The 22,086-nt window shown below is 51.3% G+C and carries 23 protein-coding genes; 20 read left to right on the top strand and 3 right to left on the bottom strand.

Going from position 1 to position 22,086, the window contains the following annotated elements; translation table 11 throughout:
* Positions 1-71 precede the first annotated feature (71 nt).
* Positions 72-566, top strand: coding sequence for a TIGR00645 family protein (locus FQZ95_RS00635; RefSeq protein WP_000439331.1), 495 nt, complete (start codon positions 72-74; stop codon positions 564-566).
* 39 nt (positions 567-605) lie between these two features.
* Here FQZ95_RS00635 and gpr read toward each other — a convergent pair whose 3' ends face one another.
* The gene (gene gpr / locus FQZ95_RS00630) at positions 606-1,646 is read right to left on the bottom strand and encodes an L-glyceraldehyde 3-phosphate reductase (protein WP_000262161.1); all 1,041 of its coding nucleotides are present in this window, start codon (positions 1,644-1,646) and stop codon (positions 606-608) included.
* Positions 1,647-1,802: 156 nt separating this feature from the next.
* Here gpr and yghX point away from each other — a divergent pair, with 156 nt between their 5' ends.
* The 10 genes from yghX (at position 1,803) to hybG (ending at position 9,830) form a co-directional block, all read left to right on the top strand.
* Positions 1,803-2,690: a YghX family hydrolase gene (gene yghX, locus FQZ95_RS00625; protein ID WP_160529773.1), complete on the top strand. Its 888-nt coding sequence runs from the start codon at positions 1,803-1,805 to the stop codon at positions 2,688-2,690.
* Positions 2,691-2,808: 118 nt separating this feature from the next.
* The gene (yghW, locus tag FQZ95_RS00620; protein WP_001059139.1) at positions 2,809-3,096 is read left to right on the top strand and encodes a DUF2623 family protein YghW; all 288 of its coding nucleotides are present in this window, start codon (positions 2,809-2,811) and stop codon (positions 3,094-3,096) included.
* Positions 3,097-3,284: 188 nt separating this feature from the next.
* Positions 3,285-4,403, top strand: a complete 1,119-nt coding sequence (gene hybO / locus FQZ95_RS00615) for a hydrogenase 2 small subunit (RefSeq protein ID WP_000145410.1) — start codon at positions 3,285-3,287, stop codon at positions 4,401-4,403.
* A gap of 2 nt (positions 4,404-4,405) precedes the next feature.
* On the top strand, positions 4,406-5,392 hold the full coding sequence (gene hybA, locus FQZ95_RS00610) for a hydrogenase 2 operon protein HybA (protein WP_001081868.1): 987 nt from the start codon (positions 4,406-4,408) through the stop codon (positions 5,390-5,392).
* Positions 5,382-6,560: a Ni/Fe-hydrogenase cytochrome b subunit gene (gene hybB, locus FQZ95_RS00605; protein ID WP_000017703.1), complete on the top strand. Its 1,179-nt coding sequence runs from the start codon at positions 5,382-5,384 to the stop codon at positions 6,558-6,560. Before hybA ends, hybB begins: the two co-directional genes overlap by 11 nt.
* Positions 6,557-8,260, top strand: a complete 1,704-nt coding sequence (hybC, locus tag FQZ95_RS00600) for a hydrogenase 2 large subunit (protein WP_000083070.1) — start codon at positions 6,557-6,559, stop codon at positions 8,258-8,260. Before hybB ends, hybC begins: the two co-directional genes overlap by 4 nt.
* Positions 8,260-8,754, top strand: a complete 495-nt coding sequence (locus tag FQZ95_RS00595) for a HyaD/HybD family hydrogenase maturation endopeptidase (RefSeq protein ID WP_001221942.1) — start codon at positions 8,260-8,262, stop codon at positions 8,752-8,754. The genes hybC and FQZ95_RS00595 overlap by 1 nt, the downstream gene beginning before the upstream one ends.
* Positions 8,747-9,235, top strand: coding sequence for a hydrogenase-2 assembly chaperone (gene hybE, locus FQZ95_RS00590; protein ID WP_001001337.1), 489 nt, complete (start codon positions 8,747-8,749; stop codon positions 9,233-9,235). Before FQZ95_RS00595 ends, hybE begins: the two co-directional genes overlap by 8 nt.
* Entirely contained in the window at positions 9,228-9,569 is a 342-nt protein-coding gene (hypA, locus tag FQZ95_RS00585) for a hydrogenase maturation nickel metallochaperone HypA (protein WP_000544953.1), read from the top strand. The genes hybE and hypA overlap by 8 nt, the downstream gene beginning before the upstream one ends.
* 12 nt (positions 9,570-9,581) lie before the next feature.
* Complete coding sequence (hybG, locus tag FQZ95_RS00580; protein WP_000334896.1) at positions 9,582-9,830, top strand: hydrogenase maturation factor HybG; 249 nt, start codon at positions 9,582-9,584, stop codon at positions 9,828-9,830.
* Between the two features lie 132 nt (positions 9,831-9,962).
* Here hybG and yghU read toward each other — a convergent pair whose 3' ends face one another.
* Positions 9,963-10,829 carry a glutathione-dependent disulfide-bond oxidoreductase gene (gene yghU, locus FQZ95_RS00575; protein WP_001352936.1) on the bottom strand — a complete coding sequence of 289 codons (867 nt, stop codon included), beginning with the start codon at positions 10,827-10,829 and terminating at the stop codon, positions 9,963-9,965.
* Positions 10,830-11,033: 204 nt separating this feature from the next.
* Here yghU and gss point away from each other — a divergent pair, with 204 nt between their 5' ends.
* Complete coding sequence (gene gss, locus FQZ95_RS00570; protein WP_105287686.1) at positions 11,034-12,893, top strand: bifunctional glutathionylspermidine amidase/synthase; 1,860 nt, start codon at positions 11,034-11,036, stop codon at positions 12,891-12,893.
* A gap of 291 nt (positions 12,894-13,184) precedes the next feature.
* Entirely contained in the window at positions 13,185-14,684 is a 1,500-nt protein-coding gene (pitB, locus tag FQZ95_RS00565) for an inorganic phosphate transporter PitB (RefSeq protein ID WP_000933296.1), read from the top strand.
* A gap of 48 nt (positions 14,685-14,732) precedes the next feature.
* Here the strand turns inward: pitB and FQZ95_RS00560 are convergent, their stop codons facing one another.
* Positions 14,733-15,425, bottom strand: a complete 693-nt coding sequence (locus FQZ95_RS00560; protein ID WP_001190762.1) for a dTMP kinase — start codon at positions 15,423-15,425, stop codon at positions 14,733-14,735.
* A gap of 173 nt (positions 15,426-15,598) precedes the next feature.
* Between FQZ95_RS00560 and FQZ95_RS00555 the strand changes: the two genes are divergently transcribed.
* From FQZ95_RS00555 to lptG, 7 genes are read left to right on the top strand one after another with little or no spacing between them, the layout of a single operon-like run.
* Positions 15,599-16,312 (top strand): dTMP kinase, encoded by a 714-nt coding sequence (locus FQZ95_RS00555; RefSeq protein WP_001076266.1) that lies wholly within the window; start codon positions 15,599-15,601, stop codon positions 16,310-16,312.
* Between the two features lie 30 nt (positions 16,313-16,342).
* The gene (locus FQZ95_RS00550) at positions 16,343-17,101 is read left to right on the top strand and encodes a hypothetical protein (protein WP_000339526.1); all 759 of its coding nucleotides are present in this window, start codon (positions 16,343-16,345) and stop codon (positions 17,099-17,101) included.
* A gap of 45 nt (positions 17,102-17,146) precedes the next feature.
* Positions 17,147-18,496: a lipopolysaccharide biosynthesis protein gene (locus FQZ95_RS00545; protein ID WP_000896872.1), complete on the top strand. Its 1,350-nt coding sequence runs from the start codon at positions 17,147-17,149 to the stop codon at positions 18,494-18,496.
* Positions 18,496-19,320: a hypothetical protein gene (locus FQZ95_RS00540; RefSeq protein WP_000984956.1), complete on the top strand. Its 825-nt coding sequence runs from the start codon at positions 18,496-18,498 to the stop codon at positions 19,318-19,320. The genes FQZ95_RS00545 and FQZ95_RS00540 overlap by 1 nt, the downstream gene beginning before the upstream one ends.
* An 11-nt stretch (positions 19,321-19,331) precedes the next feature.
* On the top strand, positions 19,332-19,892 hold the full coding sequence (locus FQZ95_RS00535) for a YtfJ family protein (protein WP_001354968.1): 561 nt from the start codon (positions 19,332-19,334) through the stop codon (positions 19,890-19,892).
* A 29-nt stretch (positions 19,893-19,921) separates the two neighbouring features.
* A complete protein-coding gene (gene lptF, locus FQZ95_RS00530) occupies positions 19,922-20,992 on the top strand; it encodes an LPS export ABC transporter permease LptF (RefSeq protein WP_000779656.1) in 1,071 nt (356 codons plus the stop codon).
* Positions 20,989-22,068: an LPS export ABC transporter permease LptG gene (lptG, locus tag FQZ95_RS00525; RefSeq protein WP_039021389.1), complete on the top strand. Its 1,080-nt coding sequence runs from the start codon at positions 20,989-20,991 to the stop codon at positions 22,066-22,068. Before lptF ends, lptG begins: the two co-directional genes overlap by 4 nt.
* Positions 22,069-22,086 lie beyond the last annotated feature (18 nt).

Here is a 22,086-nt window from a genome sequence, read left to right as displayed (position 1 = left end):
GATTTGCTGTTGCGCGCTGTTTACTCAATTGCGATATACTGTTGCCCGTTTTAACTACACGACAGGAATGTATGGAACGTTTTCTTGAAAATGCAATGTATGCTTCTCGCTGGCTGCTTGCCCCCGTGTACTTTGGCCTTTCGCTGGCGTTAGTTGCTCTGGCGCTGAAGTTCTTCCAGGAGATTATTCACGTACTGCCGAATATCTTCTCGATGGCGGAATCAGATTTGATCCTCGTGTTGCTGTCGCTGGTGGATATGACGCTGGTTGGCGGTTTGCTGGTGATGGTGATGTTTTCCGGTTATGAGAATTTCGTCTCGCAGCTGGATATCTCCGAGAACAAAGAGAAGCTGAACTGGCTGGGGAAAATGGACGCAACGTCGCTGAAAAACAAAGTAGCAGCGTCGATTGTGGCAATTTCTTCCATTCACTTACTGCGCGTCTTTATGGATGCGAAAAATGTCCCTGATAACAAACTGATGTGGTACGTCATTATCCATCTGACGTTTGTGCTCTCTGCATTTGTGATGGGCTATCTTGACCGACTGACTCGTCATAATCACTGATCTGATTCGGGCGCGGTTCTCGCGCCCGTTATTAACAGGTCATTTATCGGAAGACGCCTGCCACAGATTCAGCTCGCCATCGGCGATATGCTGATCAATCTGCGCCAGCTCCTCGGTGCTAAATGTCAGATTATTCAGCGCCTGCACGTTCTCCTCAAGTTGCTCCGCGCGGCTGGCACCAATCAATACCGACGTCACGCGATCATCTTTCAGCAACCAGCTTAACGCCATTTGCGCCATTGATTGTCCACGCTGCTGTGCCATTTCATTCAATAACCGCAGGCTGTTGAGGTTGGCTTCGGTGAGCATTTTCGGCGTCAGACCACGAACTTTATTCCCTTCACGATGCATCCGTGAATCTTGCGGAATACCGTTGAGATATTTTCCGGTCAGCAATCCCTGAGCCAGAGGAGTAAAGGCAATGCAGCCCACGCCGTTATGTTGCAGGGTATCCAGCAGGCCGCTTTTATCCACCCAGCGGTTCAGTAAATTGTACGAAGGTTGATGAATTAACAGCGGAATTTTCCACTCGCGCAGCAACTCGACCATTTTTTGCGTCCGCTCTGGCGAGTAAGAGGAGATCCCGACATAAAGCGCCTTACCGCTTTGTACCGCATGAGCCAGCGCAGAGGCGGTTTCTTCCATCGGCGTATTTTCATCGACGCGATGAGAGTAAAAGATATCGACATACTCAAGCCCCATCCGCTTCAGGCTTTGGTCGAGGCTGGCGAGCAGGTATTTACGTGAGCCGCCAGAGCCGTACGGGCCGGGCCACATATCGTATCCGGCTTTGGTAGAGATAATCAGTTCATCGCGATAAGCGGCAAAATCCTCCCGCAGCAGGCGACCAAAGTTCTCTTCTGCGCTTCCTGGAGGCGGCCCGTAATTGTTGGCTAAATCAAAGTGCGTAATGCCCAAATCAAACGCTTTGCGCAGGATCGCACGCTGTGATTCCAGTGCGTTAACGTGACCGAAATTGTGCCATAAACCGAGCGATAACGCGGGCAGGCGTAAACCGCTTTTTCCGCAATAGCGGTATTGCATCTGCCCGTAACGTTCGGGATTCGCTAACCAGACCATGACCTCTCCTTTCCACCATTCAATTTCGAAACAATGTTTCCAGTTTAGCGATTTACCAGGGGGGATCCCGTAGCATCGCTCACAGTGTGACGAAAAATTGGGCAAAAACACGTGCTTATGCTTTGCTTAAAAAAACACCAATTGAGGAGTGCAATGATGCCGCGTCTGACCGCTAAAGATTTCCCACAAGAGTTGCTGGATTACTACGACTATTACGCTCACGGGAAAATTTCGAAACGTGAGTTCCTCAACCTTGCGGCGAAGTATACGGTGGGCGGGATGACGGCATTAGCGTTGTTTGATTTGCTCAAGCCAAATTATGCGCTGGCGACTCAGGTAGAGTTTACCGACCCGGAAATTGTTGCTGAGTACATCACGTATTCTTCGCCAAATGGTCACGGCGAGGTACGGGGTTATCTGGTGAAGCCCGCAAAGATGAGCGGCAAAACGCCAGCCGTGGTGGTGGTGCATGAGAATCGTGGACTGAATCCGTATATTGAAGATGTGGCACGGCGAGTAGCGAAGGCGGGGTATATCGCCCTTGCACCTGACGGCTTAAGTTCCGTTGGAGGTTATCCGGGTAATGATGATAAAGGTCGTGAGCTGCAACAGCAGGTTGATCCAACCAAACTGATGAATGATTTCTTTGCCGCAATTGAGTTTATGCAACGCTATCCGCAAGCGACAGGCAAAGTGGGTATTACCGGATTTTGCTATGGCGGTGGTGTATCGAACGCGGCGGCTGTCGCGTATCCGGAACTGGCCTGCGCGGTGCCGTTTTATGGTCGTCAGGCACCCACTGCCGATGTGGCGAAGATTGAAGCGCCTTTACTGCTCCACTACGCGGAACTGGATACCCGAATCAACGAGGGCTGGCCCGCTTACGAGGCGGCGTTGAAAGCCAATAATAAGGTCTATGAGGCGTATATCTATCCGGGGGTTAATCACGGATTCCATAATGATTCCACGCCCCGTTATGACAAATCTGCCGCCGATCTTGCCTGGCAAAGGACGCTGAAATGGTTCGATAAATATCTCTCCTGATAGGTTTATCTCTTACGGGATTACGTCTTAAACAAGCATGAAAAAATAGCGTGCGCAAAAGTCGTTCTTTGCCTAAAATATCGCTATATATGACAATATATATCGAATGAGGTGAACGATGAATAACCATTTTGGTAAAGGCTTAATGGCGGGATTAAAAGCAACGCATGCCGACAGTGCGGTTAATGTGACAAAATACTGTGCCGATTATAAACGCGGTTTTGTATTAGGCTACTCACACCGGATGTACGAAAAGACCGGAGATCGCCAGCTTAGCGCCTGGGAAGCAGGGATTCTGACGCGCCGCTATGGACTGGATAAAGAGATGGTAATGGATTTCTTTCGTGAGAATAATTCCTGTTCTACGTTGCGCTTTTTTATGGCCGGTTATCGCCTCGAAAATTGATCAAACATACGTATTATCTTGCTTTAATTAATTACACTAATGCTTATTCCCTTCGTTTTAGTGCCCCGCCGCAGTATCATGATATCGATAACCATAATAAATGTGTGGTAAATGGCGCATCGATCGCATTATTGATTTTGCGATTGAGGCAAAATATATGCCAGGTCTTCGCAACGGAATAACTATAAATGACTGGAGATAACACTCTCATCCATTCTCACGGCATTAACCGTCGTGATTTCATGAAGCTTTGTGCAGCATTAGCCGCCACCATGGGGTTAAGTAGCAAAGCCGCTGCAGAAATGGCCGAATCGGTTACTAACCCGCAGCGTCCGCCAGTTATCTGGATTGGCGCGCAGGAGTGCACCGGTTGTACGGAATCTCTGCTTCGTGCAACGCATCCAACGGTAGAAAACCTCGTGCTGGAGACTATCTCTCTCGAGTATCACGAAGTGCTTTCCGCCGCCTTCGGTCATCAGGTCGAAGAGAACAAACATAACGCTCTCGAGAAGTACAAAGGGCAGTATGTGTTAGTGGTGGATGGTTCCATCCCATTAAAAGATAATGGTATTTATTGCATGGTTGCCGGTGAGCCGATTGTGGATCACATCCGCAAAGCGGCGGAAGGCGCAGCAGCCATTATCGCTATCGGTTCCTGCTCTGCGTGGGGCGGTGTTGCCGCAGCTGGAGTTAACCCAACTGGCGCTGTCAGCCTGCAAGAAGTTCTGCCGGGCAAAACCGTTATCAACATTCCGGGCTGCCCACCGAACCCGCACAACTTCCTCGCGACCGTTGCGCACATCATCACTTACGGCAAACCGCCGAAACTGGATGACAAAAACCGTCCGACTTTCGCCTATGGCCGTCTGATTCACGAACACTGTGAACGTCGCCCGCACTTCGATGCTGGTCGCTTTGCGAAAGAGTTCGGCGACGAAGGCCACCGTGAAGGCTGGTGCCTGTACCATCTCGGCTGTAAAGGGCCGGAAACTTACGGCAACTGCTCAACGCTGCAATTCTGCGATGTTGGCGGTGTGTGGCCGGTGGCGATTGGTCACCCGTGCTATGGCTGTAACGAAGAAGGTATCGGCTTCCATAAAGGCATCCATCAGCTTGCCAACGTCGAAAACCAGACGCCGCGTTCGCAGAAACCAGATGTTAACGCTAAAGAGGGCGGCAACGTCTCTGCGGGCGCTATCGGTTTGCTCGGCGGTGTGGTTGGGCTGGTTGCCGGTGTCAGCGTGATGGCGGTGCGTGAACTGGGTCGTCAGCAAAAGAAAGATAACGCTGACTCACGGGGAGAATAACCGTGAACAGACGTAATTTTATTAAAGCAGCCTCCTGCGGGGCATTGCTGACGGGCGCGTTGCCGTCGGTCAGCCATGCGGCTGCTGAAAACCGCCCGCCAATTCCGGGATCGCTGGGTATGTTGTATGACTCGACGCTGTGCGTAGGCTGCCAGGCTTGCGTCACTAAGTGTCAGGATATCAACTTCCCTGAACGTAACCCACAAGGGGAACAGACCTGGTCGAACAACGACAAACTGTCGCCGTACACCAATAACATCATTCAGGTGTGGACCAGCGGCACGGGAGTCAACAAAGACCAGGAAGAGAACGGCTATGCGTACATTAAGAAACAGTGTATGCACTGCGTCGATCCGAACTGTGTCTCCGTGTGCCCGGTCTCCGCGCTGAAAAAAGATCCGAAAACCGGCATTGTCCATTACGACAAAGATGTGTGCACCGGCTGCCGTTACTGCATGGTCGCCTGCCCGTACAACGTGCCGAAGTACGACTACAACAACCCGTTTGGTGCGCTGCATAAGTGCGAGCTGTGCAACCAGAAAGGTGTGGAACGTCTCGATAAAGGGGGGCTGCCTGGCTGCGTAGAAGTGTGCCCGGCGGGCGCGGTGATTTTTGGTACGCGTGAAGAGCTGATGGCGGAGGCGAAAAAACGTCTGGCGCTGAAGCCTGGCAGCGAATACCACTATCCGCGTCAGACGCTGAAATCTGGCGACACTTACCTGCATACGGTGCCGAAATATTATCCGCATCTGTACGGCGAGAAAGAGGGCGGCGGTACTCAGGTACTGGTACTGACGGGTGTGCCTTATGAAAATCTCGACCTGCCGAAACTGGACGATCTTTCTACTGGTGCGCGTTCCGAACATGTTCAACACACCCTGTATAAAGGCATGATGCTACCACTGGCTGTGCTGGCGGGCTTAACCGTGCTGGTTCGTCGCAACACCAAAAACGACCATCACGACGGAGGAGACGATCATGAGTCATGATCCACAACCGCTGGGCGGCAAAATCATCAGTAAACCGGTCATGATTTTTGGACCGTTAATCGTCATCTGTATGCTCCTGATTGTGAAGCGTCTGGTGTTCGGTCTGGGCTCTGTCTCTGACCTGAACGGCGGCTTCCCGTGGGGCGTGTGGATCGCGTTTGACCTGTTGATCGGCACCGGCTTCGCCTGTGGCGGCTGGGCGCTGGCGTGGGCGGTATACGTCTTTAACCGTGGGCAATACCATCCGCTGGTACGTCCGGCACTGTTGGCAAGTCTGTTTGGTTACTCACTGGGTGGCTTGTCGATCACTATCGACGTGGGTCGCTACTGGAACCTGCCGTACTTCTACATTCCGGGTCACTTCAACGTGAACTCGGTACTGTTCGAGACGGCGGTCTGTATGACCATCTACATCGGCGTGATGGCACTGGAATTTGCTCCGGCATTGTTTGAACGTCTGGGCTGGAAAGTGTCGCTACAGCGTCTGAACAAGGTGATGTTCTTCATCATCGCGCTCGGCGCGCTGCTGCCAACTATGCACCAGTCTTCAATGGGGTCGCTGATGATCTCGGCGGGCTACAAGGTGCATCCGCTGTGGCAAAGCTATGAAATGTTGCCGCTGTTCTCGCTGCTGACGGCGTTCATCATGGGCTTCTCGATTGTCATTTTTGAAGGTTCGCTGGTACAGGCGGGTTTGCGTGGCAACGGTCCGGATGAGAAGAGCCTGTTCGTCAAGCTGACCAACACTATCAGCGTGCTGCTGGCGATTTTCATCGTGTTGCGCTTTGGCGAGCTGATCTATCGCGACAAGCTGTCGTTAGCGTTTGCCGGTGACTTCTACTCCGTGATGTTCTGGATTGAAGTCCTGCTGATGCTCTTCCCGCTGGTTGTTCTGCGTGTGGCGAAGCTGCGTAATGATTCCCGCATGCTGTTCCTGTCAGCACTGAGCGCACTGTTAGGTTGTGCAACCTGGCGTCTGACCTATTCGCTGGTGGCATTCAACCCGGGCGGCGGTTACGCCTACTTCCCGACCTGGGAAGAACTGTTGATTTCTATTGGTTTTGTGGCTATTGAGATTTGCGCTTACATCGTACTCATTCGTCTACTGCCGATACTTCCTCCTTTAAAACAAAACGATCATAATCGTCATGAGGCGAGCAAAGCATGAGCCAGAGAATTACTATTGATCCGGTAACCCGAATTGAAGGGCATTTACGCATCGATTGCGAAATCGAAAATGGCGTCGTTTCGAAAGCATGGGCTTCCGGTACCATGTGGCGCGGCATGGAAGAGATCGTGAAAAACCGCGATCCGCGCGATGCATGGATGATTGTGCAACGTATCTGTGGCGTATGTACTACCACTCACGCGCTCTCTTCTGTCCGTGCGGCAGAGAGTGCGCTGAATATCGACGTTCCGGTTAACGCGCAATACATCCGTAACATCATTCTGGCTGCGCACACCACGCATGACCATATCGTTCATTTCTATCAGCTTTCGGCGCTGGACTGGGTGGACATCACTTCTGCACTGCAAGCTGATCCAACCAAAGCCTCCGAAATGCTGAAAGGCGTTTCGACCTGGCATCTGAACAGCCCGGAAGAGTTCACCAAAGTTCAGAACAAGATCAAAGATCTGGTTGCCAGCGGTCAGTTGGGTATTTTCGCCAATGGCTACTGGGGTCACCCGGCAATGAAACTGCCGCCGGAAGTGAACCTGATTGCGGTAGCGCACTACCTGCAAGCGCTGGAGTGCCAGCGTGACGCTAACCGCGTCGTGGCGCTGCTGGGCGGTAAAACGCCGCACATTCAGAACCTGGCGGTAGGCGGTGTCGCGAACCCAATCAACCTCGACGGTCTGGGTGTGCTGAACCTTGAGCGCCTGATGTACATCAAGTCTTTCATCGACAAACTGAGCGACTTTGTTGAGCAGGTTTACAAGGTTGATACCGCGGTTATCGCCGCGTTCTATCCGGAATGGCTGACGCGCGGCAAAGGTGCGGTGAACTACCTGAGCGTGCCGGAATTCCCGACCGACAGCAAAAACGGTAGCTTCCTGTTCCCGGGCGGCTACATTGAGAATGCGGATCTGTCCTCGTATCGTCCGATCACTTCCCATTCCGATGAATATCTGATCAAAGGGATTCAGGAAAGTGCGAAGCACTCCTGGTATAAAGACGAAGCGCCGCAGGCACCGTGGGAAGGTACCACCATTCCGGCTTACGACGGTTGGTCTGACGACGGCAAATATTCCTGGGTGAAATCACCGACTTTCTACGGCAAAACGGTAGAAGTGGGTCCGCTGGCTAACATGCTGGTGAAACTGGCGTCAGGACGCGAGTCTACCCAGAACAAACTGAATGAAATCGTTGCGATTTATCAGAAACTGACTGGCAACACGCTGGAAGTGGCGCAGCTGCACTCCACGCTGGGCCGTATCATTGGTCGTACCGTTCACTGCTGCGAATTGCAGGATATCCTGCAAAACCAATACAGTGCGCTGATCACCAATATCGGCAAAGGCGATCACACCACCTTTGTGAAACCGAACATTCCGGCAACGGGTGAGTTCAAAGGTGTTGGCTTCCTTGAAGCACCGCGCGGTATGCTCTCTCACTGGATGGTGATTAAAGACGGTATCATCAGCAACTATCAGGCAGTTGTTCCATCAACCTGGAACTCTGGCCCGCGTAACTTCAATGATGACGTTGGTCCTTACGAGCAGTCGCTGGTGGGTACACCGGTTGCCGATCCGAATAAACCGCTGGAAGTGGTGCGTACCATTCACTCCTTCGACCCGTGCATGGCCTGTGCGGTACACGTAGTGGATGCCGACGGCAACGAAGTGGTTTCAGTGAAGGTTCTGTAATGCGTATTTTAGTCTTAGGGGTTGGCAATATTTTGCTGACCGATGAAGCCATCGGTGTGCGGATTGTCGAAGCATTAGAGCAACGATACATTCTGCCGGATTATGTTGAGATCCTCGATGGCGGCACGGCGGGAATGGAGCTGCTTGGCGACATGGCAAATCGCGATCATCTGATTATCGCCGATGCCATTGTGTCGAAAAAGAACGCGCCGGGAACGATGATGATCCTGCGGGATGAAGAAGTTCCGGCGTTGTTTACCAACAAAATCTCTCCGCATCAGCTTGGCCTGGCCGACGTATTGTCGGCCCTGCGCTTCACCGGCGAGTTTCCGAAAAAGCTGACCCTGGTCGGCGTGATCCCGGAATCGCTGGAGCCGCACATCGGCTTGACACCAACGGTTGAAGCGATGATTGAACCTGCGCTTGAGCAGGTTCTGGTTGCGCTGCGCGAATCAGGCGTGGAAGCCATCCCACGGGAGGCGACTCATGAATGAAGAGATAGCAGGTTTTCAGACCTCCCCGAAGGCGCAAGTACAGGCAGCGTTTGAAGAAATTGCCCGGCGTTCGATGCACGATCTCTCTTTTCTGCATCCTTCAATGCCGGTGTACGTTTCCGACTTTACGTTGTTCGAAGGTCAGTGGACGGGGTGTGTAATCACCCCATGGATGCTGAGTGCAGTTATCTTCCCCGGCCCGGATCAACTCTGGCCGCTGCGCAAAGTGAGTGAAAAAATTGGTCTGCAACTGCCGTATGGCACTATGACCTTTACTGTTGGTGAACTGGACGGTGTTTCGCAATACCTCTCCTGCTCGCTGATGTCGCCGCTTTCGCATAGCATGTCGATTGAAGAGGGCCAACGGCTGACGGATGACTGCGCGCGGATGATCCTTTCGCTGCCGGTCACCAATCCGGATGTACCACACGCAGGGCGTCGCGCCCTGCTGTTTGGCCGCAGGAGTGGCGAAAATGCATGAGTTGTCGCTTTGCCAGAGCGCCGTTGAAATTATCCAACGGCAGGCGGAGCAGCATGATGTTAAGCGCGTCACCGCCGTGTGGCTGGAAATTGGCGCGCTCTCCTGCGTTGAGGAGAGCGCCGTCCGTTTTAGTTTTGAAATTGTCTGCCACGGAACGGTGGCGCAAGGGTGCGATTTACATATCGTCTATAAACCCGCCCAGGCCTGGTGCTGGGATTGCAGCCAGGTGGTGGAGATTCATCAGCACGATGCGCAATGCCCGCTCTGTCATGGCGAGCGGTTGCGTGTCGATACCGGCGATTCGCTGATCGTCAAAAGTATTGAAGTTGAATAACCGGAGTTAACAATGTGTATTGGCGTTCCAGGCCAGGTGCTGGCTGTCGGTGAAGATATTCACCAGCTTGCGCAGGTTGAAGTATGTGGTATCAAGCGCGACGTGAATATCGCCCTGATTTGCGAAGGTAACCCTGCCGATCTGCTGGGCCAGTGGGTGCTGGTGCACGTCGGATTTGCCATGAGCATCATCGACGAAGATGAAGCCAAAGCCACATTAGACGCGCTGCGCCAGATGGATTACGACATTACCAGCGCGTGATGATTAGCTTTTGTAGGCCTGATAAGACGCGGCAGCGTCGCATCAGGCATTGTGCTCGATTGCCGGATGCGGCGTAAACGCCTTATCCGGCCTGGATCGGCCTGGATGGCTTGCTGCGACGAACACCAACCCTTACCCCTGACGCTTATCTTCCGTATTCGTCTCGAAATCACTGGCGTCATGGCGCTCATGCAACTGCTCATTCAGCGGTCCGTTGGTGCGGTTAACAATACGCCCACGCTTCACCGCCGGACGTTCGCCTACTTCTTTCGCCCAGCGTTGTACATGCTTATAACTGCCCGCATCAAGAAACTCTGCGGCATCATACACACCACCTAACACCACGTTGCCAAACCACGGCCAAATCGCCATATCTGCAATGGTGTACTCATCGCCCGCAACAAACTTATGCTGCGCCAGTTGCTTATCCAGCACGTCGAGCAGGCGCTTGGCTTCCATGGTAAAGCGGTTGATGGCGTATTCAATTTTCACCGGCGCGTAATGGTAAAAGTGACCAAAACCACCGCCGAGGAACGGCGCGGCACCCTGTAACCAGAACAGCCAGTTCATTGCTTCAGTACGTTTCGCCAGATCCTGCGGCAGGAAGTAGCCAAATTTCTCCGCCAGATAAAGCAGAATCGATCCAGACTCAAACACGCGGATCGGCGGAGTATGGGTATGATCGCGCAGCGCCGGGATCTTCGAGTTTGGGTTCACTTCGACAAAGCCGCTGGAGAATTGATCGCCATCGCCAATACGAATCAGCCAGGCGTCGTACTCTGCACCAGTAACGCCCAGCGCCAGCAGCTCCTCAAGCATAATCGTTACTTTCTGTCCGTTTGGCGTTCCCAGCGAATAGAGTTGCAGCGGATGTTTGCCCACCGGCAGCGTTTTTTCATGCGTCGGACCAGAAACCGGGCGATTGATATTGGCGAACGCGCCGCCAGCGGATTTATCCCACGTCCAGACTTTCGCGGGCTGATAAGTATTGTCTGTCATAGTGAGTTGCCTTCTGAGTGGTAGTGTTGAAGCAGTGTAGCAGGTCACTTGCTGTACAGAATGTGAATTTTTTAACCCTTTGCGCCAGCCGCTGCGATGAGGTGTATGATTAGTCTGACCTCTGTCCGGTTAATGTCGCTGAGCAGGTAATCAGAGCACAACAATTACGCCAACTGCTTAGGTTGTATTGTTAAAGGTAAAGTGATGAGCAAAGGAACGACCAGCCAGGATGCCCCGTTCGGGACATTATTGGGCTACGCCCCAGGTGGGGTAGCAATCTACTCTTCAGATTACAGTTCTCTCGATCCGCAGGAATACGAAGATGACGCCGTATTCCGTAGCTATATCGACGACGAATATATGGGCCACAAATGGCAATGCGTTGAATTTGCTCGCCGTTTTCTCTTTCTGAATTACGGTGTGGTCTTCACTGACGTGGGTATGGCGTGGGAGATTTTCTCGCTGCGCTTCCTGCGTGAAGTGGTTAATGACAACATCCTGCCATTGCAGGCATTTCCTAACGGCTCGCCGCGTGCGCCGGTCGCGGGTGCGCTTCTTATCTGGGATAAAGGCGGTGAATTTAAAGACACTGGCCATGTCGCCATCATTACCCAATTGCATGGCAACAAAGTCCGTATTGCGGAACAGAACGTGATTCATTCCCCGTTACCGCAAGGGCAACAGTGGACACGCGAGCTGGAGATGGTGGTCGAAAACGGCTGCTATACCCTTAAAGACACGTTTGATGACACCACCATTCTGGGCTGGATGATCCAGACGGAAGATACCGACTACAGCTTACCGCAGCCGGAAATTGCAGGCGAGCTGCTGAAAATCAGCGGAGCGCGTCTGGAAAACAAAGGCCAATTTGATGGTAAATGGCTGGATGAAAAAGATCCGCTGCAAAACGCCTACGTGCAGGCGAACGGTCAAGTGATCAATCAGGATCCGTATCATTTTTACACCATTACCGAGAGTGCCGAACAGGAGCTGATTAAAGCCACCAACGAGCTGCACTTGATGTATCTTCACGCTACCGACAAGGTGCTAAAAGATGACAATCTGCTGGCGCTGTTCGACATTCCGAAAATCCTCTGGCCGCGTTTGCGCCTCTCCTGGCAGCGTCGCCGTCACCATATGATCACCGGTCGTATGGATTTCTGCATGGACGAACGTGGCCTGAAGGTCTACGAATACAACGCCGATTCCGCCTCCTGTCATACCGAAGCGGGCTTGATCCTCGAACGTTGGGCGGAGCAGGGCTATAAAGGCAACGGCTTCAATCCTGCGGAAGGGCTGATTAACGAACTGGCTGGTGCCTGGAAACACAGTCGTGCACGTCCGTTTGTCCATATCATGCAGGACAAAGATATCGAGGAAAACTATCACGCGCAGTTTATGGAGCAGGCGCTGCACCAGGCGGGCTTTGAAACGCGTATCTTGCGTGGGTTGGATGAACTGGGCTGGGATGCTGCCGGGCAACTGATTGATGGGGAAGGGCGACTGGTTAACTGCGTGTGGAAAACCTGGGCGTGGGAAACCGCGTTTGATCAGATTCGTGAAGTTAGCGACCGTGAGTTTGCTGCGGTGCCGATCCGTACCGGTCATCCGCAAAATGAAGTGCGTTTAATTGACGTATTGCTGCGCCCGGAAGTGCTGGTCTTTGAGCCGCTGTGGACGGTGATCCCCGGCAACAAAGCGATTCTGCCGATCCTCTGGTCGCTGTTCCCGCACCATCGTTACCTACTGGATACCGATTTCACTGTTAATGATGAACTGGTAAAAACAGGTTACGCAGTGAAACCGATCGCCGGTCGCTGTGGCAGTAACATCGACCTCGTCAGCCATCATGAAGAGGTGCTGGACAAAACCAGCGGTAAATTTGCCGAGCAGAAAAACATTTACCAGCAACTGTGGTGCTTGCCGAAAGTGGACGGTAAATACATCCAGGTATGTACTTTCACCGTTGGCGGCAACTACGGTGGGACGTGTTTGCGCGGTGATGAATCACTGGTCATCAAAAAAGAGAGTGATATTGAACCGTTAATTGTCGTGAAAGAGTAATAGATGTTGTAGCAACCCCGTACTGATTATGAAGAATAATCAGTGCGGGGATTAATCAAAATATTCAATATTTATATATTTCAATGTCTATTCATTTTATATGTGAATATATTAACCAGCAGAATACCTGTGTTCTAATTATTTTTAAATATTTTGAATGAATGCTTATTGTTTGATACCCAAGAAATAACTCTCTTTTTATCGTTAAAAGATGATATTTCACTTTGCCCGCGCCGTGAAAGTCACTGATAATGCGTTCGTTCGTAAATTCAAAATGGCGTAATCTAATATATGCTAAATTTATTTGTTGGCCTTGATATATACACAGGGCTTTTGTTATTACTTGCTCTGGCATTTGTGTTGTTCTACGAAGCAATCAATGGTTTTCATGACACGGCGAATGCGGTGGCAACCGTTATTTATACTCGTGCCATGCAGCCACAGCTTGCCGTGGTGATGGCGGCATTTTTTAACTTTTTTGGCGTATTGCTAGGCGGACTTAGCGTTGCCTATGCCATTGTCCATATGTTGCCAACCGATTTGTTGCTGAATATGGGGTCAACTCACGGCCTGGCGATGGTCTTTTCCATGCTGCTGGCGGCGATTATCTGGAACCTGGGAACGTGGTTCTTTGGTTTACCGGCCTCCAGTTCGCATACCTTGATTGGTGCGATTATCGGCATCGGTTTAACCAACGCGCTTTTAACCGGCTCATCGGTGATGGATGCGTTAAACCTGCGTGAAGTGACCAAAATTTTCTCCTCGCTGATTGTTTCCCCTATCGTCGGCCTGGTCATTGCGGGAGGCCTGATATTCCTGCTGCGCCGCTACTGGAGCGGGACGAAAAAGCGTGACCGTATTCACCGCATTCCGGAAGATCGCAAAAAGAAAAAAGGCAAACGTAAGCCACCATTCTGGACGCGTATTGCGCTGATTGTTTCCGCTGCGGGCGTGGCGTTTTCGCACGGCGCGAACGACGGACAGAAAGGGATCGGCTTGGTGATGCTGGTACTGGTGGGGATTGCTCCTGCTGGTTTCGTCGTCAATATGAATGCGTCCGGCTATGAAATTACCCGTACCCGCGATGCCGTCACCAACTTTGAACACTATCTGCAACAGCATCCTGAACTGCCGCAGAAGTTGATTGCGATGGAACCTCCATTGCCTGCGGCATCGACTGATGGCACGCAAGTAACGGAGTTTCATTGTCATCCGGCAAATACCTTTGATGCGATTGCGCGCGTTAAAACGATGTTGCCAGGTAATATGGAAAGCTACGAACCGTTAAGCGTGAGTCAGCGCAGCCAGCTGCGCCGCATTATGCTGTGCATCTCTGATACCTCTGCGAAGCTGGCGAAACTGCCAGGCGTCAGTAAAGAAGATCAGAACCTGTTGAAAAAACTGCGCAGTGATATGTTAAGCACCATTGAGTACGCTCCGGTGTGGATCATCATGGCGGTAGCACTGGCGCTCGGCATTGGCACCATGATTGGCTGGCGTCGTGTAGCGATGACCATCGGTGAGAAGATTGGTAAGCGCGGCATGACGTATGCGCAAGGCATGGCGGCACAAATGACGGCGGCAGTGTCTATCGGCCTTGCCAGTTATATTGGGATGCCCGTCTCCACAACGCACGTACTCTCATCTGCGGTAGCAGGGACGATGGTGGTGGACGGCGGTGGGTTACAGCGTAAAACGGTAACCAGCATCCTGATGGCGTGGGTGTTTACTTTACCGGCGGCGATTTTTCTGTCCGGTGGGTTGTACTGGATAGCATTGCAGTTGATTTAACCTTCCTGAAAATGCCCGGTCCTGACGATCGGGCATTTCCATTTTTGACTAGTGATAACCACACGCGGTCATAAAATCCGTAATCGCTTTTTCTGCATCAACCAGCACCTTTTCCAGTGGCTGATTGGCGTCGATATCAACCAGTTGTGCACCACCAAAGGTTAACTGTGGCGTTATGGCAATCTTTCTCGCCAGCGATTCCCGTTTATGGTCGGGTTTACGCGCGCAGGCAACTTCAAGGTCAACATTGAGTTTGATAACCAGATCAGGCTTATGGCTCGCCATCCAGTGAAATGCTTTACGTTCCTGGCTTGCCAGCCATGAGACAAACCGGCCGCCTTCAACGTTAGGTGGGAACACCGTACCATCGTAAGCGCCAGGAATTTGGTCCTGAGGATAACGATCGGTTAAGACAATCAGCCCGCGACGACGGCAGGCGAGCATATGACGAAAGCGTAACAGTCGGCGGGCGACGAAAGCGGTGATCACCAGGGCCGGAACCGGACCCGGCAATTTTTTTGCCGTTTTCACTTCATTTTTTTCAATAGTCTTGTGCAGAGACTTTCCCATCAACGGTAATTTTGTCACTGCACGACCGACATTTCCGGCCTGTTTTCCTAAATGAACTCTTTCGGCAGCACCATATTTTTCGACAACGGTAATAAGATGTTCACACACCGTTGACTTGCCTGAACCATCGCTACCAATAACGGCAATTAATGGAGGTGTTATTGACTGCATGAATATATCCTTAAATTTAAATATCCATCCAAAATATTTATTTGGTTAATATGTTTTTATGAAAGCGTAATTCAGGTCAATGTCACAATTAACCATTGTCACAATAAGGTTGAACGGATATTCTGAGCACGGACCACGTAATATTCAATACATTATTTGCTGCCGGGTTTTTCGTGAATCAACGTAATATGTCAATAATTAATTCCACGCCAGTGCGTGTTATTGCCATTGTAGGATGTGATGGTTCAGGTAAATCGACCCTCACGGCAAGCCTGGTAAATGAACTGGCAGCAACAATGCCAACAGAACACATTTATCTCGGGCAATCGTCCGGGCGAATTGGCGAATGGATTTCACAGCTCCCTGTTATTGGCGCACCTTTTGGGCGTTATCTGCGAAGTAAAGCGGCACATGTGCACGAAAAGCCCTCCACACCGCCTGGCAATATTACTGCGCTGGTTATTTATCTGCTTTCCTGCTGGCGGGCGTATAAGTTTCGCAAAATGTTGTGTAAAAGCCAGCAAGGCTATCTGCTCATCACCGACCGCTACCCACAGGTTGAAGTGCCGGGTTTTCGCTTTGATGGCCCGCAACTGGCAAAAAACACGGGCGGTAACGGCTGGATAAAAATGTTAAGACAGCGCGAGCTCAAACTTTACCAATGGATGGCGTCTTATTTGCCCGTATTGTTGATTCGTCTTGGCATTGATGAACAAACCGCGTTTGCGCGTAAACCTGACCACCAACTGGCGGCGTTACAGGAAAAAATCGCTGTTACGCCGCAACTGACATTCAATGGCGCAAAGATCCTTGAACTGGATGGTCGGCAACCAGCCGATGAAATTCTGCAAGCGTCACTACGCGCAATTCACGCCGCGCTTTCCTGATCACCAAATGGATAGGGGATGATTTAACGAATGGATGCACTACAAACACAAACTGTTAATAGTACAACCGCGCCGCAGCCCAACTACATTCCGGGGCTGATTGCGGTGGTCGGGTGTGATGGCACCGGTAAATCCACACTGACCACTGACCTGGTGAAATCGCTGCAACAACACTGGCAAACCGAGCGCCGCTATCTGGGGCTGCTCTCCGGCGAAGACGGCGACAAAATCAAACGGTTGCCGCTCGTTGGCGTCTGGCTGGAACGGCGACTGGCGGCCAAATCCTCGAAAACCCAAAGCATGAAAACCAAATCTCCGGCGCTATGGGCGGCGGTGATTATGTACTGCTTCTCGCTGCGAAGAATGGCGAATCTACGCAAGGTTCAGCGACTGGCGCAAAGTGGCGTTCTGGTGGTCAGCGATCGCTTCCCGCAGGCTGAAATTTCGGGCTTTTATTATGACGGACCGGGGATTGGCGTCGAGCGTGCGACCGGGAAAATCAGCATGTTTCTGGCACAGCGCGAACGGCGTTTATACCAAAAAATGGCGCAATACCGTCCTGAATTAATTATTCGTTTGGGGATTGATATTGATACTGCCATCTCCCGCAAGCCTGACCATGACTATGCCGAGCTGCAGGACAAAATCGGTGTCATGTCGACGATTGGCTATAACGGCACAAAAATTCTTGAGATTGATTCCAGAGCGCCCTACAGCGAAGTGCTGGAACAGGCACAGAAGGCGGTTTCTCTGGTTGCAATCGTTTCTGACCGCCGAAGTTTAACTTAAGGTTGGCGGGATACTTTTTACTATCAACGATAAGGTCAGGCTGAATTGGCGGGGTTTAACATCAAACATTGGTTTGCAGATGGCGCGTTTCGCACCATTATTCGCAATAGCGCCTGGTTAGGCTCCAGTAATGTCGTGAGCGCTTTGCTGGGTCTGTTGGCGCTCTCGTGTGCCGGTAAAGGGATGACGCCCGCCATGTTTGGCGTACTGGTGATTGTGCAATCGTACGCCAAGTCGATCAGCGATTTTATTAAGTTTCAGACATGGCAGCTGGTGGTTCAGTACGGAACGCCAGCCTTGACCAATAATAATCCGCAGCAATTTCGCAATGTCGTCTCATTTTCCTTCTCGTTGGATATCGTCAGCGGCGCGGTGGCGATTGTCGGCGGCATTGCCTTACTCCCTTTTCTTTCCCATTCATTAGGTCTGGATGACCAAAGCTTTTGGCTGGCAGCGCTGTATTGCACGCTCATTCCTTCAATGGCTTCCTCCACACCGACCGGCATTCTGCGTGCGGTAGATCGCTTCGATTTGATTGCTGTACAGCAGGCGACGAAACCTTTTCTGCGCGCAGCGGGGAGCGTCGTAGCCTGGTATTTTGATTTTGGTTTTGCGGGTTTTGTTATTGCCTGGTACGCATCGAATCTGGTTGGCGGCACCATGTACTGGTGGTTTGCCGCGCGCGAATTACGCCGCAGAAATATCCATAACGCCTTCAAATTGAATTTGTTTGAGTCTGCCCGACACATTAAAGGCGCGTGGAGTTTTGTCTGGTCAACCAACATTGCCCACTCCATCTGGTCGGCACGTAACTCGTGCAGCACAGTGTTGGTGGGGATCGTGTTAGGACCCGCTGCCGCCGGGTTATTTAAAATCGCCATGACATTCTTCGATGCCGCCGGAACGCCAGCGGGTTTACTGGGCAAAAGTTTTTACCCAGAGGTGATGCGTTTAGATCCGCGCACCACCAGACCGTGGTTGTTAGGCGTGAAGTCCGGTTTACTGGCGGGCGGAATCGGTATTCTGGTGGCGCTCGCGGTGTTGATCGTCGGCAAGCCGCTCATTTCGCTGGTGTTTGGCGTTAAGTATCTCGAAGCGTATGACCTGATTCAGGTGATGCTTGGCGCAATTGTGATTTCGATGCTGGGCTTCCCACAGGAGTCATTGCTATTGATGGCGGGAAAACAGCGCGCTTTTCTCGTGGCGCAAACCATCGCCTCAATCGGCTACATCGTATTGCTGTTCATGTTCTGTCATCTGTTTGGCGTGCTGGGGGCTGCATTTGCTTACTTCGGTGGGCAATGTCTGGATGTGGTGCTCTCGTTAATTCCAACCTTAAAGGCATTTTTTCAGCGCCATTCCTTGCTTTATAACGCAGCCGGAGAGAAATCCTGATGATGAGAAAATATTTCCCGCTTGAGGCGAGCGAGCGTCTATTTATTGCAGTTGAAGAAGATGATGTCGTTGATGCGCAGGTCAGTTTACCGCCGACTATCGCAACAGGTTGTACCACCGAAATCATTCATGATAATTACGCGTTATGCCTGCAATTCTGGCTGAATGGCGTTGATCGTCAGGAATTACTGCGTTTAATCCACAAACAAGCCAAAGGCGAGGGGCTTACGGCTGACGAGCGTAAACAGTTTAAATATATGCGGGCGCGTTATAAGCATCTACGTTTTGCCCAACGGTTGTATTTAAAAAAGCATCAGGCCGGATTTTTATTTGGCAAAACGACCGTTTTTCTTGGACGTTTTCAGGACGGCTTTCGTAACGGTAAGAAAAATATTGTGTCGTTTTACGGCAACCTTTTACGGATTTATTTAAGCTCTCCGGTCTGGTTGTTGGTGAACTATTCATTACGCCATAGCCAGTTAGAAAGCGTAAGCGGTTTTATTGCCTATCGGCAAAAGCAAATGCACCTCCTGAAAGAGATTATTGCCAAACCACGGCTAACTGGCAGGGAATTTCATGATGTACGAAAAATAATCAGCCAGCAGGTTTCTTATTACGACACCCTAAGATCGCTTGATCCTGAAAATAAAGAAGCGTTACAGATTTCCCGCTTCCTCGCCGCCATTAATGGCCTGATGGGGGATAAACACGACGACATGGTGGCGGATGATATGGAAAACCGCCAGTCGTATGATGCACCGATGGCGCTGGATAGCGATATTCGTCAGCGTTTAGAACTGCTGATTTCGCGTTTTCCGCTATAACCGGAGCAATGATGTCATCTCGTTTGATTATTGCGCTGATTATCATGCTCTTAGCCCCGGGTGTGCAGGCGCACAATTTCGTCACTGGTAAAACGGTTACCCCTGTTTATATCCAGGAAGGCGGCGAGCTGCTTCTGAATAGCGACGACGAAATTCACTACCAAAAGTGGAACAGCACACAGCTGGCGGGAAAAGTCCGCATTATTCAGTATATCGCCGGGCGTAAGTCGGCGAAGAAAAAGAACTCACTGTTAATTAAAGCGGTTGAAGCGGCAAACTTTCCGCAGGATCGTTTTCAGCCCACCACCATTGTGAACACCGATGATGCCATCTTTGGTACTGGCTATTTTGTCGTTGGCAAAATCGAAAAAAATAAACGCCGCTATCCGTGGGCGCAATTCGTTATTGACGGCAATGGACAGGGACGCGTTGTCTGGCGGTTGCCGGAGCAGAGTTCAACCATTCTGGTGCTGAATAAAGCCGGGCAAATTCAGTGGGCAAAGGACGGCAGCCTGACGCCGGAAGAGGTAGATCATGTCATTGCGCTGGCGCAGAAGCTGATCAATGAATAAAAATTCAAAGGATTGAGGGCGTTAGTGAGATGAAGCTGGTTGAACACTACATCATGCGTGGTACGCGCCGTCTGGTGCTGATTATCGTCGGTTTTCTGATCTTTATTTTCGCCAGCTACTCCGCACAGCGTTATCTGACCGAAGCGGCAAATGGGACATTAGCTCTTGATGTTGTGCTGGATATTGTTTTCTACAAGGTGCTGATTGCACTGGAGATGTTGTTACCTGTTGGACTGTATGTGTCAGTTGGCGTGACGCTAGGGCAGATGTATACCGACTCGGAAATTACCGCTATTTCTGCGGCGGGGGGGAGTCCGGGACGCTTGTACAAAGCCGTTCTTTATCTGGCGATACCGCTAAGTATTTTTGTCACCCTTCTGTCGATGTATGGTCGTCCGTGGGCTTATGCGCAGATTTATCAACTGGAGCAACAGTCGCAGTCGGAGCTGGATGTTCGCCAGTTGCGGGCAAAGAAATTTAACACTAACGATAACGGACGAATGATCCTTTCGCAGACGGTTGATCAGGATAATAATCGCCTGACTGACGTGCTGATTTATACTTCTACTGCCAATCGAACCCGTATTTTCCGCGCCCGTTCGGTTGATGTAGTTGACCCATCACCCGAGAAACCGACCGTTATGTTGCATAACGGGACCGCCTATCTTCTCGATCATCAGGGGCGTGACGACAACGAACAGATCTACCGTAATCTGCAATTGCATCTGAATCCGCTGGATCAAAGCCCTAACGTCAAACGCAAAGCAAAATCGGTCACGGAGCTGGCGCGCTCCGCCTTTCCTGCCGATCATGCCGAACTGCAATGGCGACAAAGCCGTGGCCTGACAGCATTGTTGATGGCGCTGCTGGCCATTTCATTAAGTCGGGTAAAACCGCGGCAAGGGCGATTTTCAACGTTATTGCCACTGACGTTGCTGTTTGTTGCCATTTTTTATGGCGGCGACGTCTGCCGTACGCTGGTGGCTAACGGCGCGATTCCCCTCATTCCTGGTTTGTGGTTAGTACCCGGACTCATGCTAATGGGCCTGCTGATGCTGGTAGCACGCGACTTCTCTTTGCTGCAGAAATTTTCCCGATGAATGTTTTCAGTCGCTATTTAATCCGTCATCTCTTTCTCGGTTTTGCCGCCGCCGCAGGGCTATTGCTGCCGCTCTTTACCACCTTCAACCTGATTAACGAACTGGATGATGTCAGCCCGGGTGGTTATCGCTGGACTCAGGCGGTGCTGGTGGTGCTGATGACCTTACCGCGCACACTGGTCGAACTTTCGCCGTTTATCGCCTTATTGGGAGGGATTGTCGGCCTGGGGCAGTTATCGAAAAACAGTGAGCTTACCGCCATTCGCAGCACGGGGTTTTCTATCTTCCGTATTGCACTGGTGGCGCTGGTTGCCGGGATATTGTGGACTGTTTCATTAGGCACGATAGATGAGTGGGTGGCGTCGCCATTGCAGCAACAGGCGCTGCAAATCAAATCGACTGCCACTGCGTTGGGGGAGGACGATGACATTACCGGCAATATGCTGTGGGCCAGGCGTGGTAATGAATTTGTGACGGTGAAATCGCTGAACGAGCAGGGCCAGCCGGTGGGCGTGGAGATATTTCATTACCGCGACGATCTCTCGCTCGAATCCTACATTTATGCACGCAGTGCCACCATTGAAGACGACAAAACGTGGATCCTGCATGGTGTGAATCATAAAAAATGGCTGAATGGCAAAGAAACGCTGGAAACATCTGATAATCTTGCCTGGCAATCGGCCTTCACCAGTATGAATCTTGAAGAGTTATCGATGCCGGGAAATACTTTTTCTGTCCGTCAACTTAATCATTACATCCATTATTTGCAGGAAACCGGGCAACCCAGCAGCGAATACCGCCTTGCACTGTGGGAAAAACTGGGACAACCCATCTTGACCCTGGCGATGATTTTGCTGGCTGTGCCGTTTACCTTTAGTGCCCCGCGTTCGCCTGGGATGGGTAGCCGTCTCGCTGTAGGCGTCATCGTGGGCTTACTCACCTGGATCAGCTATCAAATCATGGTCAATCTGGGATTGCTATTTGCGTTGAGCGCACCTGTTACCGCGCTCGGTTTACCGATAGCGTTTATGCTGGTGGCGTTGAGCCTGGTGTATTGGTATGACAGTCAACATTAAACCCGCCGTGGCGCAGCA

The sequence above is a fragment of the Escherichia sp. HH41S genome (assembly GCF_009820115.1).
Lineage (GTDB): Bacteria > Pseudomonadota > Gammaproteobacteria > Enterobacterales > Enterobacteriaceae > Escherichia > Escherichia coli_F.
The sequence above is the reverse complement of the archived record's forward strand: the minus strand, read 5'-3'. Positions and strand labels throughout refer to the sequence as shown.

Bases quoted from the DNA above. Each gene is read 5' to 3' on its own strand.
- FQZ95_RS00635 (WP_000439331.1), top strand. From the start codon at position 72: ATGGAACGTTTTCTTGAAAATGCAATGTATGCTTCTCGCTGGCTGCTT.
- gpr (WP_000262161.1), bottom strand. From the start codon at position 1,646: ATGGTCTGGTTAGCGAATCCCGAACGTTACGGGCAGATGCAATACCGC.
- yghX (WP_160529773.1), top strand. From the start codon at position 1,803: ATGCCGCGTCTGACCGCTAAAGATTTCCCACAAGAGTTGCTGGATTAC.
- yghW (WP_001059139.1), top strand. From the start codon at position 2,809: ATGAATAACCATTTTGGTAAAGGCTTAATGGCGGGATTAAAAGCAACG.
- hybO (WP_000145410.1), top strand. From the start codon at position 3,285: ATGACTGGAGATAACACTCTCATCCATTCTCACGGCATTAACCGTCGT.
- hybB (WP_000017703.1), top strand. From the start codon at position 5,382: ATGAGTCATGATCCACAACCGCTGGGCGGCAAAATCATCAGTAAACCG.
- hybC (WP_000083070.1), top strand. From the start codon at position 6,557: ATGAGCCAGAGAATTACTATTGATCCGGTAACCCGAATTGAAGGGCAT.
- FQZ95_RS00595 (WP_001221942.1), top strand. From the start codon at position 8,260: ATGCGTATTTTAGTCTTAGGGGTTGGCAATATTTTGCTGACCGATGAA.
- hybE (WP_001001337.1), top strand. From the start codon at position 8,747: ATGAATGAAGAGATAGCAGGTTTTCAGACCTCCCCGAAGGCGCAAGTA.
- hypA (WP_000544953.1), top strand. From the start codon at position 9,228: ATGCATGAGTTGTCGCTTTGCCAGAGCGCCGTTGAAATTATCCAACGG.
- hybG (WP_000334896.1), top strand. From the start codon at position 9,582: ATGTGTATTGGCGTTCCAGGCCAGGTGCTGGCTGTCGGTGAAGATATT.
- yghU (WP_001352936.1), bottom strand. From the start codon at position 10,829: ATGACAGACAATACTTATCAGCCCGCGAAAGTCTGGACGTGGGATAAA.
- gss (WP_105287686.1), top strand. From the start codon at position 11,034: ATGAGCAAAGGAACGACCAGCCAGGATGCCCCGTTCGGGACATTATTG.
- pitB (WP_000933296.1), top strand. From the start codon at position 13,185: ATGCTAAATTTATTTGTTGGCCTTGATATATACACAGGGCTTTTGTTA.
- FQZ95_RS00560 (WP_001190762.1), bottom strand. From the start codon at position 15,425: ATGCAGTCAATAACACCTCCATTAATTGCCGTTATTGGTAGCGATGGT.
- FQZ95_RS00550 (WP_000339526.1), top strand. From the start codon at position 16,343: ATGGATGCACTACAAACACAAACTGTTAATAGTACAACCGCGCCGCAG.
- FQZ95_RS00540 (WP_000984956.1), top strand. From the start codon at position 18,496: ATGATGAGAAAATATTTCCCGCTTGAGGCGAGCGAGCGTCTATTTATT.
- FQZ95_RS00535 (WP_001354968.1), top strand. From the start codon at position 19,332: ATGTCATCTCGTTTGATTATTGCGCTGATTATCATGCTCTTAGCCCCG.
- lptF (WP_000779656.1), top strand. From the start codon at position 19,922: ATGAAGCTGGTTGAACACTACATCATGCGTGGTACGCGCCGTCTGGTG.
- lptG (WP_039021389.1), top strand. From the start codon at position 20,989: ATGAATGTTTTCAGTCGCTATTTAATCCGTCATCTCTTTCTCGGTTTT.